General features: G+C 61.0%; 20 protein-coding genes. 10 read left to right on the top strand and 10 right to left on the bottom strand.

What is annotated here, in order from left to right; translation table 11 throughout:
• Window positions 1–44: 44 nt before the first annotated feature.
• From HNP33_RS06915 to HNP33_RS06935, 5 genes are all read right to left on the bottom strand, one after another.
• On the bottom strand, window positions 45–368 hold the full coding sequence (locus tag HNP33_RS06915; RefSeq protein ID WP_184706623.1) for a DUF4148 domain-containing protein: 324 nt from the start codon (window positions 366–368) through the stop codon (window positions 45–47).
• A gap of 304 nt (window positions 369–672) precedes the next feature.
• The gene (locus HNP33_RS06920; protein ID WP_184706620.1) at window positions 673–1,686 is read right to left on the bottom strand and encodes an NAD(P)H-dependent glycerol-3-phosphate dehydrogenase; all 1,014 of its coding nucleotides are present in this window, start codon (window positions 1,684–1,686) and stop codon (window positions 673–675) included.
• A 134-nt stretch (window positions 1,687–1,820) separates the two neighbouring features.
• Window positions 1,821–2,276: a protein-export chaperone SecB gene (secB, locus tag HNP33_RS06925; RefSeq protein ID WP_184706618.1), complete on the bottom strand. Its 456-nt coding sequence runs from the start codon at window positions 2,274–2,276 to the stop codon at window positions 1,821–1,823.
• 165 nt (window positions 2,277–2,441) lie between these two features.
• Window positions 2,442–2,699: a glutaredoxin 3 gene (grxC, locus tag HNP33_RS06930; protein ID WP_184706616.1), complete on the bottom strand. Its 258-nt coding sequence runs from the start codon at window positions 2,697–2,699 to the stop codon at window positions 2,442–2,444.
• Between the two features lie 180 nt (window positions 2,700–2,879).
• Window positions 2,880–3,287 (bottom strand): rhodanese-like domain-containing protein, encoded by a 408-nt coding sequence (locus HNP33_RS06935; protein ID WP_184706614.1) that lies wholly within the window; start codon window positions 3,285–3,287, stop codon window positions 2,880–2,882.
• 257 nt (window positions 3,288–3,544) lie between these two features.
• Between HNP33_RS06935 and gpmA the strand changes: the two genes are divergently transcribed.
• From gpmA to HNP33_RS06955, 4 genes are all read left to right on the top strand, one after another.
• Window positions 3,545–4,285, top strand: coding sequence for a 2,3-diphosphoglycerate-dependent phosphoglycerate mutase (gene gpmA, locus HNP33_RS06940; protein ID WP_184706611.1), 741 nt, complete (start codon window positions 3,545–3,547; stop codon window positions 4,283–4,285).
• A gap of 262 nt (window positions 4,286–4,547) precedes the next feature.
• Entirely contained in the window at window positions 4,548–6,047 is a 1,500-nt protein-coding gene (locus tag HNP33_RS06945; RefSeq protein ID WP_184706609.1) for a S41 family peptidase, read from the top strand.
• Between the two features lie 103 nt (window positions 6,048–6,150).
• Window positions 6,151–6,915, top strand: a complete 765-nt coding sequence (locus HNP33_RS06950; RefSeq protein WP_184706607.1) for a HesA/MoeB/ThiF family protein — start codon at window positions 6,151–6,153, stop codon at window positions 6,913–6,915.
• A gap of 167 nt (window positions 6,916–7,082) precedes the next feature.
• Entirely contained in the window at window positions 7,083–7,469 is a 387-nt protein-coding gene (locus HNP33_RS06955; protein ID WP_184706605.1) for a response regulator transcription factor, read from the top strand.
• A gap of 67 nt (window positions 7,470–7,536) precedes the next feature.
• Here HNP33_RS06955 and HNP33_RS06960 read toward each other — a convergent pair whose 3' ends face one another.
• The gene (locus HNP33_RS06960) at window positions 7,537–8,169 is read right to left on the bottom strand and encodes a response regulator transcription factor (protein WP_184706603.1); all 633 of its coding nucleotides are present in this window, start codon (window positions 8,167–8,169) and stop codon (window positions 7,537–7,539) included.
• Window positions 8,170–8,287: 118 nt separating this feature from the next.
• On the opposite strand from HNP33_RS06960, the gene HNP33_RS06965 reads away from it, so the two are divergent.
• From HNP33_RS06965 to HNP33_RS06990, 6 genes are all read left to right on the top strand, one after another.
• Window positions 8,288–9,673: a CHASE3 domain-containing protein gene (locus tag HNP33_RS06965; RefSeq protein WP_184706601.1), complete on the top strand. Its 1,386-nt coding sequence runs from the start codon at window positions 8,288–8,290 to the stop codon at window positions 9,671–9,673.
• 224 nt (window positions 9,674–9,897) lie between these two features.
• Complete coding sequence (locus HNP33_RS06970) at window positions 9,898–10,059, top strand: DUF1328 domain-containing protein (protein WP_184706599.1); 162 nt, start codon at window positions 9,898–9,900, stop codon at window positions 10,057–10,059.
• A 107-nt stretch (window positions 10,060–10,166) separates the two neighbouring features.
• Entirely contained in the window at window positions 10,167–10,553 is a 387-nt protein-coding gene (locus tag HNP33_RS06975) for a hypothetical protein (protein ID WP_184706597.1), read from the top strand.
• A gap of 99 nt (window positions 10,554–10,652) precedes the next feature.
• Complete coding sequence (locus tag HNP33_RS06980; RefSeq protein ID WP_184706595.1) at window positions 10,653–10,973, top strand: BON domain-containing protein; 321 nt, start codon at window positions 10,653–10,655, stop codon at window positions 10,971–10,973.
• Between the two features lie 151 nt (window positions 10,974–11,124).
• Window positions 11,125–12,285, top strand: a complete 1,161-nt coding sequence (locus tag HNP33_RS06985; protein ID WP_184706593.1) for a zinc-binding metallopeptidase family protein — start codon at window positions 11,125–11,127, stop codon at window positions 12,283–12,285.
• Window positions 12,282–13,016: an alpha/beta fold hydrolase gene (locus HNP33_RS06990; protein ID WP_184706591.1), complete on the top strand. Its 735-nt coding sequence runs from the start codon at window positions 12,282–12,284 to the stop codon at window positions 13,014–13,016. The genes HNP33_RS06985 and HNP33_RS06990 overlap by 4 nt, the downstream gene beginning before the upstream one ends.
• A gap of 57 nt (window positions 13,017–13,073) precedes the next feature.
• On the opposite strand, the gene coaD is transcribed toward HNP33_RS06990, so the two are convergent.
• From coaD to HNP33_RS07010, 4 genes are all read right to left on the bottom strand, one after another.
• Complete coding sequence (gene coaD / locus HNP33_RS06995) at window positions 13,074–13,580, bottom strand: pantetheine-phosphate adenylyltransferase (protein ID WP_184706589.1); 507 nt, start codon at window positions 13,578–13,580, stop codon at window positions 13,074–13,076.
• A 219-nt stretch (window positions 13,581–13,799) separates the two neighbouring features.
• Entirely contained in the window at window positions 13,800–14,498 is a 699-nt protein-coding gene (gene rsmD / locus HNP33_RS07000) for a 16S rRNA (guanine(966)-N(2))-methyltransferase RsmD (RefSeq protein WP_184706587.1), read from the bottom strand.
• A complete protein-coding gene (locus tag HNP33_RS07005; RefSeq protein WP_184706585.1) occupies window positions 14,498–15,904 on the bottom strand; it encodes a M16 family metallopeptidase in 1,407 nt (468 codons plus the stop codon). The genes rsmD and HNP33_RS07005 overlap by 1 nt, the downstream gene beginning before the upstream one ends.
• Window positions 15,905–16,105: 201 nt before the next feature.
• The gene (locus HNP33_RS07010; RefSeq protein ID WP_184706583.1) at window positions 16,106–17,551 is read right to left on the bottom strand and encodes a M16 family metallopeptidase; all 1,446 of its coding nucleotides are present in this window, start codon (window positions 17,549–17,551) and stop codon (window positions 16,106–16,108) included.
• Window positions 17,552–17,572: the final 21 nt, after the last annotated feature.

Genomic DNA, 17,572 nt, shown 5'->3' on the forward strand with positions numbered 1-17,572 from the left:
CGGGCGTTTTTTGTTGAAGCCGGGCGTGGGCCCGGCGATGCAGCTTACTCGCCAAAGGAGCCATTGCCCTGGGGCAGCTTGCCAGCGACCAAGGCCTGGTGGGCCTGGGCCTGCACTTCGGCACGGCTGAGGGTCGAGGTCTGGCGCTCGCCGCTGTAGGTATTGATGCGGTCGCCCACCAAAGGCATGGAGCCGTCGCGCTGCGCGGCAACCAGTTCTGCCTGCACCTGGGCACGGCTGAGCGTGCTGACCACGGCTTTGGGCGCAATGGCCTGATCGCCTTCAAATGGGTTGGCCTGTGCCACGCCAGCGCCCATCATCAGGGCAGCAGCCATTGCGGCCATCGAAAAGTTACGTGCGTTCTTCATCTTCATTCCTTTGAGAGGTTCCGGCGGGCCCCTGCGGCGGGCCGGTTCGCTCAACGGGGCGGCGTATATCACCGTGTATGTTTCTCGTTGATCGATGTATTCAGTGTATGTACGAGACCATTTCGGATAAATATGCCAAATCAGAATTTATTGTTCCATTTTCCATTCCAATAATTCGACGGCAACCTACGCTCCGGCCCCAGTCATGGCAGGCGCTGCTTTTTGGGATCGCTTGCATAAAACAAAAGAGCTGCTGACGCCCTTTCTGCAAGCGCCAGCAGCTCTTCTTTTGACAGAACCAAACCTATTCAGCGCGCGGCTCACGCCCCATCAATGCCTGCACCACATCGCGCACCGGCATGCTGCCGTCCAGCAGCGCCACGGTGGTCTCGGTGATGGGCATCTCCACGCCCAGCTTCTGGGCGCGCTGCAGCACGGTGCGCGCGCTGTACACGCCTTCGGCCACATGGCCGAGCGACTGCACCGCATCGTGCAGGCTTTTGCCCTGTGCAAGCAACAGGCCGATCTTGCGGTTGCGCGACAGGTCCCCCGTGGCCGTCAGCACCAGATCGCCCAGGCCCGACAGACCCATGAAGGTATCGTGCTGCGCGCCCAGGGCCACACCCAGGCGCGTCATTTCAGCCAGGCCGCGTGTCACGAGCGCCGCACGCGCATTCAGGCCCAGGTTCAGCCCGTCGCACAGGCCGGTGGCAATGGCCAGTACGTTCTTCACGGCGCCGCCCACTTCCACACCCGTGATGTCATCATTGGCGTACACCCGCAGGTTGTTGCCATGAAAGGCCGTCACCAGGGCGTCGCGCACATCTGCATGCTCGCTGGCAGCCACCAGGGCGGTTGGCTGGTGGCGTGCGACCTCCTGCGCAAAACTAGGGCCACTCAGCACACCAGCGTGCAGCTGCGCTGCGACCTGAGCGCAAACCTCGTTGCCCAGCAAGCCATGGCTGCCTGCGGGCGCGCCCTCCGGCACAGCCTCAAAGCCCTTGCTGAGCCATGCCACCGGCACCTGGCGGCCCTGCAGGCTGCCGTGCAGCATGGCAAGGCCACTGCGCAATGCGGCCATGGGCGTTCCCAGCACGATCAGATCGGCGCCCGCCACCAGTGGCTGCACATCACCACTGGCTACCTGCAGCCCCGCCGGGAAGGGAATGCCGGGCAGATAGCGGGTATTCTCACCGGCAGCCTGCATCTGAGCAGCCTGTGCACCATCACGCGCCCACAACTGCACCGTATGGCGGGAGGCCGCGTTCATGGCCAGGGCCGTACCCCAGGCGCCAGCGCCGATAACTAGAATTTTCATAGCAAACTACTGATACCAATCAAGGGTGATTGAGCATTTTTACCACAAGCGGATAGAACAAAGGCCTTGCACCCGGGGGTGGCAAGGCCTTTTGTGTGCGGGGGCTGTGTGCAGCCCTGCTCCGCTTTGTGCAATTACTGAACGGTCGCGTCGCCAGCGCCAGCAGCTTGGGCCTGCTGCTGCTCGTACATGGCCTGGAAGTTGATCTCTGCCAGGTGCACGGGCGGGAAGCCAGCACGGGTCACGATGTCTGCCACATTGCCGCGCAGGTAAGGGTAGACGATCTGTGGGCAGGCCACGCCAATCACGGCGCCCATCTGCTCTTCGGGGATGCCACGGATTTCGAAGATACCGGCTTGCTTGGCTTCGACCAGAAACACGGTCTTGTCTTCGATCTTGGTCTGCACGGTGGCAGTCACGGCCACTTCGAAGATGCCTTCGGCCACAGGGGTGGCTTCCACGCCCAGCTGGATGTCCACGCTTGGCTGGGTTTGTTCCAGCAGGATGCCTGGGGAATTGGGTTGCTCCAGCGATGCGTCCTTCAGGTACACGCGTTGAATCTGGAACACTGGATTTTCTTGATCCGCCATGGTGGTCTGTCTTTCGCTTGAAAAAGTGAATCGGGTGAACGTGCAATGCTGTACGAGCACCGCACGGTGTGCGCCCCTCTCGCATGCAGTCTGCCATTATGCAATGGCTGGATGCTGCAGAAAAAATGCCCAGGCTTGCGCTTCCTGGCGGTTAGGGGTAGACGTTCAGGCGCCCAGCAACGGCATCAGCCCGCCACGTTGATCCAGCGCAATCAGGTCATCGCAACCACCCACATGGGTATCGCCGATGAAGATCTGTGGCACCGTGCGCCGGCCCGTGGCCTGCATCATCACCTCGCGCTGCGCCGGATCGGTGTCGATGCGGATTTCTTCAATGTTCTCCACACCCTTGGACTTGAGCACTTGCTTGGCACGAATGCAGTAAGGGCAGACGGCGGTGGTATACATCTTGACGGCTTGCATGGAGCGTTTTCCTCGCACTTGGCGTGCCGCAGCAATGGCGGCACACAGATAAAACAAAGGCGCTGGGCCAGAACCGGCCAGCACCCTCTATACAGGGGCAGATGGGGTCTGCAGCCCGAAAATCAAGCCCCGAAGCAGCCAGGAGTGCCCCCCCGTCACGCCTCGAAGCAAATAGGAGTCTCAGGCCTTTTCCACGGGCAGGTCCGCAGCGCGCCAGGCCTTCATACCACCAGCCAGGGCCTGCACGTTGGTGTAGCCCAGCTTGGTCGCCGCAGCCACGGCACCTTGGGCACGCTTGCCCTGCGCGCACACCAGAATCAGCGGCAGCGCCTTGTTCTTGACAGTTGTGGGCAGGCGCTCTTCCAGCTGCGCAAGCGGAATGTTCTTGGAGCCGGTCACGTGTCCGGCCGCGTACTCATCTGGCTCGGAGACATCCACCACCACAGCCTTTTCGCGGTTGATCAGCTGCACCGCGTTGGTGGGCGCCAGCGTTCCGCCGCCCACACTTTTCATGGCAGGCATCGCCAGCAACGCCCCCGAGCCCAGCGCCAGCACGATCAGATACCAGTTGTCGAGAATAAAGTTCACACCAAACCCTTGTCTTCTTGAATTGAGAACAGCCGACCATTTTAAAAGCGCTGCCATGCCAGTGGCACGCAATAGCCTTTTGCCCGGCACACCGCACTGGCAGACTGCGCACTGCGGGCATTCGCTTGGGCCCTACAATCGGCCCCAATGTTTGCGCGCCCCATGCGCTGCCCATGCCGATAAAACACCAAAAAGCATAGCAGCTTCTCTTTTCATGGCGGGCACAACCCCAGTTTTTATCATTGCATGAGGACACCATGTACAAGCTCGTACTGATCCGCCACGGCGAATCGACCTGGAACCTGGAAAACCGCTTTACCGGCTGGACCGATGTGGATCTGACCGACACCGGCGTTGCCCAGGCCAAGCAAGCTGGCCAGCTGCTGAAGGCCGAGGGCTATGACTTCGACGTCTGCTACACCAGCGTGCTCAAGCGCGCCATCCGCACCCTGTGGCACACCTTGGACGAGATGGACCGCACCTGGCTGCCCGTGCAGAAATGCTGGCAGCTCAACGAGCGCCACTATGGCGCCCTGCAAGGCCTGAACAAGGCCGAGACCGCCAAGAAGTTTGGCGACGAGCAAGTGCTGGTCTGGCGCCGCAGCTACGACACCCCGCCGCCCGCTCTGGAAGCCGGCGACCCGCGCAGCGAAAAGAGCGACCGCCGCTATGCCGGCGCCGAAAACCATGTTCCGCTGACCGAATGCCTCAAGGACACGGTCGAGCGCGTGGTGCCGTTCTGGAACGAGGCCATTGCCCCCACCATCAAGAGCGGCCAGCGCGTGGTGATCGCAGCACACGGCAATTCGATCCGCGCGCTGATCAAGTACCTGGACGGTGTCTCCGACAGCGATATCGTGGGCCTGAACATCCCCAATGGCATTCCGCTGGTGTACGAGCTGGACGACAAGCTCCAGCCCATCCGCCACTACTACCTGGGCGATGCCGAAGCCGCTGCCAAGGCCGCCGCCGCTGTGGCATCGCAAGGCAAGGCATAACAAGCGCACAAAGCATTGGCAGGATGCTGCTTTTGAGGGCTGTCTTCGTTCAGGAAGACAGCCTTTTCATTTTTGATAGCATAGAGTTCATATCTGGCATACGATAGACGCTTATTTGTGTGAATATTGGCAATGGATCAGCCGAACCGCAGCTCGTCGTTCGGAAAGTAAAGACTTGTCACTGCACTGCGAAAGCCCATCGCGCTAAGCCCCGCCTAAGCGCTTCGGTGTATATTGGCGCGCTATAGAAAGTTTTGAGCATATGGGCCAAAAATTGAAGATTGCCGGCTGGGTTTCACTGGGCGTGGTCGCCGGCGCGCTCACAACCGTCTCGTTGCAGACTGTGGCGCGGGGGGTGATGTCTCCGATGCCGCTGGAGGAAATCCAGCAACTGTCTGCCGTGTTTGGCCTCATCAAGACTGATTATGTCGAGCCGACGGACGACAAGAAACTGATCACCGATGCCATCTCCGGCATGGTCTCGGGCCTGGATCCGCACTCGCAGTACTTCGACAAGAAGTCGTTCAAGGAATTCCAGGAAGGCACGAGCGGCAAATTCGTCGGCGTGGGCATCGAGATCACCCAGGAAGATGGCCTGATCCGCATCGTCTCGCCCATTGAAGGCTCGCCAGCCGACAAGGCCGGTATCAAGACCAACGATCTGATCACCAAAATTGACGACACTGCCGTCAAGGGTCTGTCGCTGAACGAAGCCGTAAAGAAAATGCGCGGCGAACCCAACACCAAGGTGACCCTGACCATTCTGCGCAAGGACGAGAGTCGCAGCTTCCCAGTCACCATCACCCGCGCCGAAATCAAGACCCAGTCCGTGAAAGCCAAGATGGTGGAGCCGGGCTACGGTTGGGTGCGCGTATCGCAGTTCCAGGAGCGTACGGTGGACGACTTTGTGCGCAAGGTCGACGAGCTGTTCAAGCAAGACCCGAACATGAAGGGCCTGATCCTCGATCTGCGCAACGACCCGGGCGGCCTGCTGGATGCGGCAGTTGCCATCTCGGCAGCCTTCCTGCCATCCGATGTCACGGTGGTATCGACCAACGGCCAGTTGGCCGAGAGCAAGGCCACCTTCCGTGCCTCGCCTGAGTTCTATGCCCGCCGTGGCAACGATCCGATCAAGTCATTGCCTCCGGCCATCAAGAAGATTCCATTGGTGGTACTGGTCAACGAAGGCTCCGCCTCCGCGTCCGAAATCGTCTCTGGTGCGCTGCAAGACCACAAGCGCGCCACCATCATGGGTGCGCAGACCTTTGGCAAGGGTTCGGTGCAGACCGTGCGTCCGCTGGGCCCCGATACCGGCATCAAGCTGACCACGGCGCGCTACTACACGCCTAGCGGTCAGTCCATCCAGGCCAAGGGTATCGTTCCCGACATCATGGTGGACGAAACCGCCGAGGGCGACCTGTTTGCAGCGTTGCGTACCCGCGAAGCCGATCTGGACAAGCATTTGGCCAGCGGCCAAGGCCCCGAAGTCAAGGACGCAGCCCGTGAAAAGGCGCGAGAAGAAGCCTTGAAGCGCCTGGACGAAGAAAGCAAGAAGCCCGCCTCCGAACGCCGCCCCCCTGAGTTTGGCTCGGACAAGGACTTCCAGCTGCAGCAAGCCCTGCATAAATTGAAGGGCGAGCCCGTACAGGTGAGCAAGACCAAGATCGAGCGCCCTGAAGAAAAGAAGGACGGCGAGAAGAGCGAATCGGACAAGCCGGGCAAGCCCGATGCCAAGAAGGAAGACGGCAAGCCCAAGCAGTAAGCCATAGGCGCAATGCGCCTGCGACAATAAACCTCAAAAATGCCAACCGGGCCGGAAGCAGACACCCTGCTCCGGCCTTTGTTTTTACCGACAATAGCAGTCTATGAACGACGATCAACTGCTGCGCTATTCCCGCCACATCATGCTGGACGACATCGGCATTGAGGGACAGGAGAAATTTCTGGCTGCCCATGCCGTGATCGTGGGAGCTGGCGGCCTGGGCAGCCCCGCGGCACTCTACCTGGCATCCGCTGGCGTGGGCACCATCACCCTGATCGACGATGACAGCGTGGACCTGACCAACCTGCAGCGCCAGATCGCCCATACGACGGCGCGCGTCGGCCAGTCCAAGGTGGCATCCTGCGCCACGGCGCTGAAAGAAATCAATCCCGGCATCACCGTGCACTCGGTGGCAGAGCGCGTGGATGCACAAACACTCGCGCAGCATATCGGCCATGCCACCGTGGTACTGGACTGCACCGACAACTACCGGACGCGCCAGGCCATCAACAAAGCGTGTGTGATCCACGGCAAACCGCTGGTGAGCGGCGCCGCCATTCGCTTCGATGGGCAGATCAGCGTATTTGACCGGCGCCAGGCCCATGCCGCCTGCTATGCGTGCGTCTTCTCGCCAGAGGAGCAATTCGAGGAAATCAGCTGCTCCACCATGGGCGTCTTCTCGCCGCTGGTCGGCATCATTGGCACCATGCAGGCTGCTGAGGCACTCAAGGTGATCGCAGATATTGGCACCACACTCGACGGCCGCCTGATGATGCTGGATGCAAGGCATATGGAATGGAACACCATGCATATACGTGCCAATCCCCATTGCCCCGTATGCCAGGGGCAACATCACAGTGCCGGATAAACCCGCATGCTGGCGGCGCCGCAAGCCTCGCCAGCCCCCATCAAAGCCAATACCAGACTGGCATTTGTAGAAGTTGTCCTACTCGGACCTTCCCTGCACACCGATGGAAAACGCCTATGGGCTTGGTATCATTGTTACAGCACGTCACAAACCTGTGTCTCAGAACAATGCCACGCCGATTGAGAACCTATTTAGTAGAAGACAACAAGACGATCCGCGAGAACCTGATCGCCACTTTGGAGGATTTGGCGGATGTGGAGACGGTAGGCCACGCCAGCACCGAGTCCGCTGCGGCGTCCTGGCTGCAAGACAATACCGCCGATTGGGATCTTGCCATTGTCGATATCTTTCTGCAGGAAGGCAGCGGTCTGGGTGTGCTGGAAAAACTGCGCAAACGCAAGCCCGCGCAGCATCTCGTGGTGCTGAGCAATTACGCCACGCCCAATATGCGTGATCGTTGCACACAGCTCGGGGCAAACCGGGTGTTCGACAAATCACAGGACATTGATGCGCTCATCGACTACTGCATGGAGTGCTCTTCCTCCATACGCTGACGAAGCACTCTCCTCCATAAAAAAATGCGGCACCGCCGCATTTTTTTATGGCAAGCACGCTTGCAGCTCAGTCGATCAAACCATTCTTGAGCGCGTAATAGGTCAGGTCGCTGTTGGACGACAGGCCCATCTTCTCCATCAGGCGCGTGCGGTAGGTGCTCACCGTCTTGACACTCAGCGAGAGCTGATCGGCGATATTGCCTGCCGTCTCGCCCCGCGCCAGCTTCAGGAACACCTGGAATTCGCGCTCCGACAATTGCTCGTGCGGCGGTACATCATCCTTGCGATGCAACTGCTGCGCCAGCAAATCTGCCACCGCCGGCGTCAGGTAACGTTTGCCCAGGGAAATGGTGCGTATGGCTTCGACGATCTCCGAAGGATCGCACTCCTTGTTCAGGTAGCCGCTTGCGCCTTGCCGGATCAGATTGATCGCGTAATGCGCCTCGGGGTAGCCGCTCAGTATCAGAATGCCCATGTCTGGCGCCTTGGCGCGCAGCATGGCCAGGGCGTCGATGCCGCTTTGTCCGGGCATCGACAGATCCATAATCAGCACGTCGATTTCTTCGTTGCGAACCAGATCGATGGCTTCACGTCCGTTAGCGGCCTCGCCCACCACACGCAGATCCACATGCTCGGCCAGAAACTGCTTGAGGCCCGAACGGACAATGGCGTGGTCATCAACGATTCCTACTTTGATCATAAGCCTCCTTGCGTTGCGCACAGCAACAGGTATTACGAATCGCTGCCATGCATACACAGCATAGCAATTGCTCTATTATGAATAGCATAAACGCAAACTCAAAAGAAAAGGATGCTTCATGCGTTGGTCGCGCTTGCGCAAATGGGCCATCAGTCTGCCCGCCGCCTTCCTGGCGGCATTGGTTCTGATCAGCATTAATGAAGTCGGCTACTACCGCTCCAATGATTCGCTGCAGAACCTCAGCATCACCTTCCAGACCCGCACCACGCTTGACAAGCTGATGCAGCAGATGGCGGATGCAGAGACCAGTGTGCGCGGCTATCTGCTAACCGGAGAGGACCGCTACCTCGACACTTACCACCAGGCGTCCACCAATGTGGACAATGCGGTCGATGAACTGCGCGCCATTTACAGCCTGTTTCCAGAAGACCTGCAGATCTCGTCGCTGCTTGGCCGGGAAGTTGCCAAGCGCATCAACGAAATGGACCTGAGCGTGCAATTGCGCAAAGGGGGCTTTGACAGCGCCTGGCGCCACCTCATCAATAGCCCGGACGGCAAGGCGTCGATGGAGCGGGTGCGCAGCCTGGGGGCCGAATTGGTGACCCACAGCAATGAACGCCGGGCGCACAACGAGGCAGAGATTGTGCGCTCGCTCGCCTTGTCCCGCATCGGGATCGCGGTCGTCAGTGTCATCGGCCTGATTGCGTTCTATCTGTACCTGCGCCAATCCAATCGACTGACTGACCTGATGCTGCGCGAACAGAAAATGCTGCAGGACGAGCGCGACCAGCTGGAAAAGCAGGTGCGCCAGCGTACTGCGTCGCTGACGGAGCTGGCCACGCACCTGCAACAGGTGCGTGAGGACGAGCGCGCCCACCTGGCGCGCGAGCTGCATGACGAACTGGGCGCGTTGCTGACCGCCGCCAAGCTCGATGTCGCGCGGCTCAAATCCAAGATCGACATGTCAATGCCCGATGTGCAGGAGCGCATACAACATCTGATTGAAACACTCAACAGCGGCATTGCGCTCAAGCGCCGCATCATCGAAAACCTGCGGCCCTCCTCGCTTTCGAATCTAGGACTGACACCGTCCCTGGAAATCCTGGGCAAGGAATTTTCAGACAGCAGCAATATCGCAGTGGAGCTTGATCTGGAAACCATCCATGCTCCCGAAGCCACGCAGTTGACCATCTACCGACTGGTTCAGGAATCCCTCACCAACATTGGCAAATATGCCAAGGCCACACAGGTGCAGGTACACCTGCAGAACCATCCCACCCACATTGCCATTCAGGTGCATGACAACGGCGTGGGCTTCGATCCGCTCTCCATCAACCCATCGTCGCATGGGCTTGCGGGCATGCGGCATCGGGTCGAAGCCCTGGGCGGCAGGCTCAACATCCGTTCTACCCCCAACCGAGGAACTCTGGTGGAAGCAGTGTTGCCCCAATCTGGCAGCGCCGCCAGTGCGCAGACCAAGGCGTTGCCGCCAAGCCTGTCATAAGCGCGCTGGTGTGCTCTCAAAGGCGCAGACGGCATTGCCCTATGCTTCTCTGCCCTCAACCGAGAGCCGCCACCCAGGCAAAGGCGCCGCCTCAAATCAGAAACTGCAAGATTCTTCCTACACCCTAACCCCGCCATGACCGGCACCGGACCTCGCAGCACGTTTGCACAATCAATCCATCGCTCTTTTGTATCGAAATAGCGCAAATAAAAAAGGAGAAAACAATGCTGCATTACGCTGTTGTATTCCTGGTGATCGCACTGATTGCTGCCGTATTTGGCTTTGGCGGCATTGCCGCTGGCGCAGTGGGTATCGCCAAGATCCTGTTCTTCGTTTTCATCGTCCTCGCGGTGATCTCGTTCCTGACAGGCTTGTTAAAAAAGTAGGTATGGGCAGTGCTTGAAGGCGGGGTCACCTCCGGATACATTTGAGTTGCTGCCGCAGGTCAACGTACACTGCACCATCACCATTGAACACGAAGAAAGGGGCTTACATGAATACTGAGAAAATTGCACAGGAAGCCGTAGACAAAGCGCAAGACGTTGCCAAGGACGTCTTGGACGGTGCAGAAAATGCGGTGCATTCCACCCGCAAGGCAGTTCACTCTGCGGCACACAAGGCAGAACGCGCGATTGACGAGTTCGGCAACGAAAAGCGCCACTCGATCGACAACATCGCATCTCGCGCCCAGCATTTCGCAGAACGCGGTATCCGCCACGCGGCAGACACCTCGCACCGTGCCCGTGAACAGTTCTACCGTGCACAGGAACGCGCCAACGAATACGTCTCGGATCAGCCTGGCAAGTCGATGGCCATCGCCATGGCTGCAGGCGCTGCGCTGGCTACCCTGGTCATCATGGCCACACGCCGCCGCGACTGAAATCTGATCCGCGTTACCGAGTTATCTGTCGGCACTGAATTACAAAGGGTGCACATGCCGATTGATTGTCAAAGCACCTTATCTAACCGAGGAAATCGTATGAATCTGTCCCGTGCTATCGCTATCGCCGCTCTGGCTGGTGCAACCGTGGTCATGGCTACTGGCTGCTCCGTGGCCCGCAAGCAGGAAACCGTGGGTGAGTACATCGACGGTTCCGCAGTGACCACCGCCGTGAAGGCCAAGCTGGCCAATGACGCCACCACCTCGGCCGCCAGCATCAATGTCAAGACCATCGACGGCGGCATCGTGCAACTGTCCGGTTTTGCCAAGTCGCAAGCTGAAAAGGACCGCGCAGGTGAACTGGCCCGCTCTGTCAAGGGCGTGACCGAAGTGCGCAACAGCCTGATCGTCAAGCAATAAGCGGTCTTCACATTCCAAAGACAGGCCTTCGGGCCTGTTTTTTATTGTGGTGTGTCTAGGCCCGGTGCTGCACGGTGCTCGACTTATAACGCCATAGCCCCCACTATTCTCAGCCCTTGGTGCTGTCTGCCAACTCGGTTAAGCTCCTGCCATGCGCATGTTCCATTGCGACCAATGCGGTCACCTCGTGTTTTTTGAAAGCGTGCAGTGCGTGCATTGCGGCGCAGAGTTGGCCTATCTGCCCGACAGCGACACCGTTGCCGCCTTGCAGGTCGATCCGGCGGCTGACGCGGAGAAGGGCCACTACCAACGCTACCGCCCCCCCCATGAGCACGGCACCGGCCTGAATGCAAAATCTGACGCTCCGCAGCACTACCGCATGTGCGCCAACCGCGTGCAGCACCAGATTTGCAATTTTGCGATTCCCGCGGAGGACCCCCATCGGGTGTGCAGCGCCTGCAGGCAGACCCTGGTGCTGCCCGATCTGTCGGTAGAGGGCAATACCTTGCGCTGGCGGAAACTGGAAGCAGCCAAGCGCCAGCTGTACTACACACTGGCTCGCCTGGGTCTGCATCCGCAGGAACCTGGCTGGTCGCCGCATTACCAATTCCTGGCCGATGTGCCGGGCTCACCCGTCATCACGGGCCATGCCAGCGGCCTGATTACCATCAATATTGCCGAAGCAGACGATGACGAGCGCGTACGCCGCAGGGTGGCCTTGCACGAGCCCTACCGCACCCTGCTTGGCCATCTGCGACATGAATCCGGACATTTCTTCTGGGACAAACTGGTGCGCGATGGTGGCGAGCTGGAAAGCTTTCGCCAGCTGTTTGGCGACGAGCGGCAGGACTACCAACAGGCGCTGCAAAGCTACTACGCCAACCCGCCAAACTATGCGCAATGGAGCCCGAACTTCGTCAGCGCCTATGCCAGCGCCCACCCGTGGGAAGATTGGGCAGAATCCTGGGCGCACTACCTCCACCTGGTCGATCTGCTGGAAACCGCAGCCAGCTACAACACCCGGCTGTGCGTGCCCGAAACCGCCGCGCCCCCTGCCGTACAGGTGGAAGACCCATTTTCGCAACCACCGCCCTCGTTTGAAGCCATGGTAGCGCAGTGGGTGCCGGTGACCTTGCTGCTGAACAGCCTCAATCGCAGTCTGGGCCAGCTGGATGCATACCCCTTCGCGCTCTCCGGGGGAGCGCTGCACAAACTGCGCTATGTGCATGCGCTGGTGCACCGCCCGCACCCGCTCCATGCCCAGGGCGCTGGCCTGCTGTCACCCGCCACCCCTCCGCTACAGGCGCCATGAACAAACCCGACCTCGTTCTGATTCCGGGGCTGGGCTGCGATGAACGGCTGTGGCTATCCGTCGCACAACATTTGCCGCGCGGCATGCAGATCACCACGAGCCAGCCCCACATGCACCCGGCAGACCACAGCATTGAAACGATGGCCACCCGACTGCTGGCAAGCCACCCGGGGCAGTTGGTGCTGTGTGGCGCCTCCATGGGTGGCATCATCGCCATGGAAGCATTGCGCCAGGCGCCAGACCGCATTGCAGGCCTGGTGTTGTGTGGCACCAATGCGCGGCCCGAGAGCGAAGAGATGCGCGCGCTGCGCGAAAGCGCCATCGAGATGTTCGAGGCCGGAGATTTTGAAGATTTGATCCGCGCCAATGTGTCCATGGCCTTCCACCCGGACAGCGCCGCCAACCCAGACCTGGTACGCGCCTATCTGGACATGGTGCTCGGCGCTGGTGGCGCACAACTGGCACGCCAGAACCGCGCCATCACTGCGCGCCCTGATGCACGCCTGCACCTGCCGCAATGCACCTGCCCGGTGTTGGTAGTGTGTGGCGACAGCGACCAGCTGACACCCCCCGAATGCGCGCAGGAAATTGCTGATCTGATACCGCACGCCCAGTTGCAGTGGGTCAGCCGCTGCGGCCACATGTTGACCATGGAGCGTCCGCAGGCCGTGGGTGCAAACATCAGCCACTGGCTGGCACAGCAGTATGGGTTGGGAAAAACCAATGAATAAGGTTTTTCGCGCAGCCCCTAAGCGTCAAATGCTATTTAATAAATAGCAAAATATCGATCAACGCGGTTCCTGCTCTTCTGCCTTGCGTTGCGCTACTTTGCGCAGCAGCTGGTCAGCCACGTAGGGCGAGACGAATTTGTCCACTTCGCCGCTGAGCAATGCAATCTCGCGCACAAAAGTGCTGCTGATGAACTGGTAGCGTGTGCTTGGCGTCAAAAATACCGCTTCCACATCGGGCATCAGGGAGCGGTTCATGCCTGCCAGCTGGAACTCGTAGTCGAAGTCCGTCACGGCGCGCAGGCCGCGCACAATGGCATTGCCGCCGTTGGCCACCACGAAATCGCGCAGCAGACCCGAATAGCTGGCCACCTGCACGCTGGGATAGTGCTTGACCGCCTCGCGCGCCATCTCCAGCCGCTCCTTGAGGGTGAACATGGTCTTCTTGTGATGGCCTTCGGCCACCGCCACGATCACGTTGCCGAACAATTGGTAGGCGCGGCGCACCACATCTTCGTGGCCCAAGGTCATAGGGTCAAAAGTGCCGGGGTAGATGGCCAGGGTCATGCTTGTCTCCTGCTGTCACTGCAAAGCTGCATCGTGCAAAGGAACCTCTGCAAAACTCCCTGCCGTGGTCTGAACGCGGTCTCGCGCGATTCACATCCATTCCATGCAGCGGGGAGCTCTGCAAAGACTATCTAGCCGATGTACATTGCAGCGCAGCATAAACGATTTTGGCTTTCGCTCAAGTTCTACGCGGCAAAGCTGTCACGCAGGCGAATGCCACTACGCAGGCTGCTGGTTGCGCTTGCGCAGCAAGTGAGCATGCACTGCGCCTGCTTTCATACTGCGCTGCAGCATGAAGCCCAGCGGAGCAAGGCGCTCATCGCTCCAGGCTTCGGGGGCCTCCAGGTACACGAAACCTTCCTCGGCCAGTGCCTGGTGCGCAGCCTTGAGCGCAGGTTCAAACAGGGCACCCGAGAACGGCGGATCGAGAAAAATCACGTCCCAGCGACCGCTGCCCGATTGCAGCGCAGCGAGCGCATCGCCGCGCGATACTTCAACCGTGCTGGCCCCCAGCTTCTGTACCAGTTGCTTGAGCTGCGCTGCCAGTTGCTGGTCGGATTCGACCATGCGCACCTGCGCCGCGCCGCGTGATGCGGCCTCCAGCCCCAGCGCGCCTGTGCCAGCAAAGGCGTCCAGGCAGCGCCAGCCCGCCAGATCCTGCCCCAGCCAGTTGAAGAGCGTCTCGCGCACGCGATCGGGCGTGGGGCGCAGGTCAGGCTTGGTCAGCACGGCCAGCTTGGTGCGGCGCCACTGGCCTCCGATGATGCGGATCTCACCTGCGGCCGATGCAGCCACACGCGCCGAGCGGCTTGCGCCTGGGGCTTTGCTGCCGGGCGCTGCGGTGGCGGGGGCAGGCTGGCTGGCCAAAGCCTGCAGCGCACGCAGGCTGCGCTCATCCTTGATGGTGCTGCGCCCCATTACTGCTTGGCTCCTGGCTGCGTACCCGCCGCAGCGGCTTCTGCCTTGGCGTCGGTCTTGGCACCGGCTTTGGCACCCAGCACCACGGTCACTTCCTTGTCGGGTTGCACCATGCGCGCCATCGCCTTACGCACATCTTCCTTGCTCAGAGCTTCCACACGGTCGGTCCAGTGGTCCAGGTAATCGAGCGGCAGCCCGTTCCAGGCGATGTTGGTGACGTTGCCCAGCAGCTTGGCATTGCTGTCCACGCGCAGCGCAAAGCCGCCGATGAGGTTGTCCTTGGCGTCGCGCAGCTCCTTGTCGGTAGGCCCCTCGGCAATGTAGGTGGCCAGCACCTCGCGCGTCACCTTCAGCGCCTGGGCAGCCTGGTCGGGCCGGGTTTGCAGACCGATCTGGAAAGCACCCGCATCCAGCCCGGGGTTGAAGGTGGAATACACACCATAGACCAGGCCACGCTTTTCGCGCACCTCTTCCATCAGGCGCGATGCAAAACCGCCGCCGCCCAGAATCTGGTTGCCCAGCATCACGGCGAGAAAATCGGGGTCTGCGCGGCGGATGCCGGGCTGCCCGATGAGCACCTGCGCCTGGGCCGAATCGAATGCGATCTGGATCTCTTCCGCCTTGGCCAGCGGCTGCACAGCGGGAACCGCAGGCGGCGGCGCGCACTGCGCCCGGGGCGTTGCAGGCATCTTGGCCAGCAGGCGCTTGACGAGCGCATCGGCCTGCGCCTTGTCAAGCGCGCCCACCATGGTCACCTTGGCGCGGCAGGCATCCACCGAGCGGGCCAGGTACTGGCGCATGGCAGCAGGGTCGATCTGGGTGAGGGAGGTTTCCGTTGCGCGCTGGCCGTAAGGGTGCGAGCCAAATACGGCCTTGCCGAAGGCGCGCGCCGCCACCACGGGTGGGCGTGTGTTGCCTTCCTTGATCGATGCGTTCCAGCGTTCGCGCTCGCGCTGCCAGACGGTATCGTCATAGCTGGGCTGGGCCATCTGGCGTGCTGCCAGGTCGGCCGCCTTGCCCAGCAGGCTGGAGTCGGTCAGCGAGCGCAGCGAAAAGCTCAGCGCATCGTTGCTGGCTGCGGCCTCGAACGTAGCGCCCAGGTCTGCCCAGGCTTCGCCCACGGCGTTTTCGTCCAGTGCAGGCTGGGCGCCATTCGCCTTCACGCCCTTGGCTGCCATCATCGCGGCCGCGCTGGCCAGGCCCGCCTGGGCGGCTGGGTCGCGGCGGCTGCCCGCGTCAAAATTGATCTGCACATCCACCATCGGGATCGTCGGGCTGTTCACCAGCCACACCTGGGCGCCGCTGTCCTGCGTCCAGTGCTCAATGGGCAGCAGCGCCCAGGCGGAGTGCGAAGCCAGCAGCGCAACAGCGCCGCCGATCAGAGTTTTGCAAGAAGCTTTGTGCATGGGTTTCTCACCTGCCAGAGCCGTGTTGCCAGAGCATGCACGGCAAAATATCATTGCTTTGAGCCTGAGGCGCGCAACTGGTGCGCGCCTCACGCTATCAATTCCGTAGTCACTGCGCGAGCTGCGATCTGCGAGGCTTCTCCTGTGGAAAAGCACCGTGCACAACCCCAGCTTGCGCAAGCCATGTTCCTTCGATCCCGGTCAGTGCACCGCGCCATCCTTGCCTTGCCCGGCGCTGCGCTTCTGGGCAGCGCGGTCGGCATCGGTCAAGGGCTGGGGCAGCAAGGTGGCCACGGTCATCTGGTCGTCGCCAAAGTAGCGCGCCGCCACATCCTGCACCTGCGCAGGGGTCACCGTCTTGAGCAGGGCGAGCAGGCGGTCGTTGGTGTCAAGCGGCAGGCCCAGCACCCAGTTCGAGCCCAGGTCATTGGCCTGACCGAATACCGAGTCGCGCTCATACACGGTCGATGCCTGCCATTGCGTGCGCACACGTGCCAGCTCGGCCTCGCTCACGCCTTCCTTGGCCACGCGCGCCACTTCAGCGCGCAGTGCATCTTCCACCTCCTTGGCGGTCTTACCCTGCGATGGCACACCGCCCAGCATGAAGGTGGACGGCCCACGCGCCACCACGCTTGCGCCGCTGAAGGCCGCATCGGCCACACGCGCCGGGCCTTGCGTCAGGCGGCGGTCGAGGCGCGCGCCGTCGTAACCGCTCAGCACCGACGACAGCATCAGCAGCGCCATCGCGTCCTTGTCGCTTGCCTGGGGCGCGACGATGTTGCGCAGATCGGGCACCTTGAAGCTCATCAGCACATAGGCCTGCTCGGCGGGCGCCTTGAAATCAACCCGGCGCATGCCTTTTTGCAGTGGCTCGGGGCGGGGCTTGCGCTCTGGCAGCGCCTGCTTGGGGATGCTGCCGTAGTACCTTTCGGCCAACTGGCGCACTTTCTCCACATCCACGTCGCCTGCGATCACGACGGCGGCGTTCTCCGGCACATACCAGGCCTTGTGGAAATCACGCGCATCATCGGGCTGCATCGAATCGAGATCACCCATCCAACCCACCACGGGGCGGTGGTAGGGCGATGCCTGCCAGGTAGCGGCGTTGAGCTGCTCCATCAGGCTGGAGCGCGGATTGTCATCGGTGCGCATGCGGCGCTCTTCCTTGATGACTTCGATCTCTTTCTTGAATTCGCTGTCAGGCCACTGGTTATGGGCAAACCGGTCGGATTCGAGGCGCATCACGTCTTCGAGCTTGCCGGCCGGAATCTGCTGGTAGTAACCGGTGTAGTCGCGGTTGGTGAAGGCATTTTCCTGCCCGCCCAGCGCGGCCACCTTGCGCGAGAAATCTCCCGGCGGCACTGTGGGCGTGCCCTTGAACATCATGTGCTCCAGCACGTGGGCGAGACCCGAGCGGCCATCCACCTCGTCCATGCTGCCCACGCGCACCCAGACCATGTGCACGGCCGTCGGCGCGCGCTTGTCCGGCTGCACGATCAGCGTCATGCCGTTGGAGAGGGTGAACTGCTGCGCACCGGCAGCGTTCTGGGTGATCACAGGCGCCGGAGGCGGCGAAGTTGCCAGCGCGAGCGATGCCCCGCTGCCCAAGGAGGCCATCAAGGCCAGCAAAGTGAAGGAACGTTTCATAGAATAGGCTGATTCTACGTA

The sequence above is a fragment of the Comamonas odontotermitis genome, assembly GCF_014207855.1.
Lineage (GTDB): Bacteria > Pseudomonadota > Gammaproteobacteria > Burkholderiales > Burkholderiaceae_C > Comamonas > Comamonas odontotermitis_A.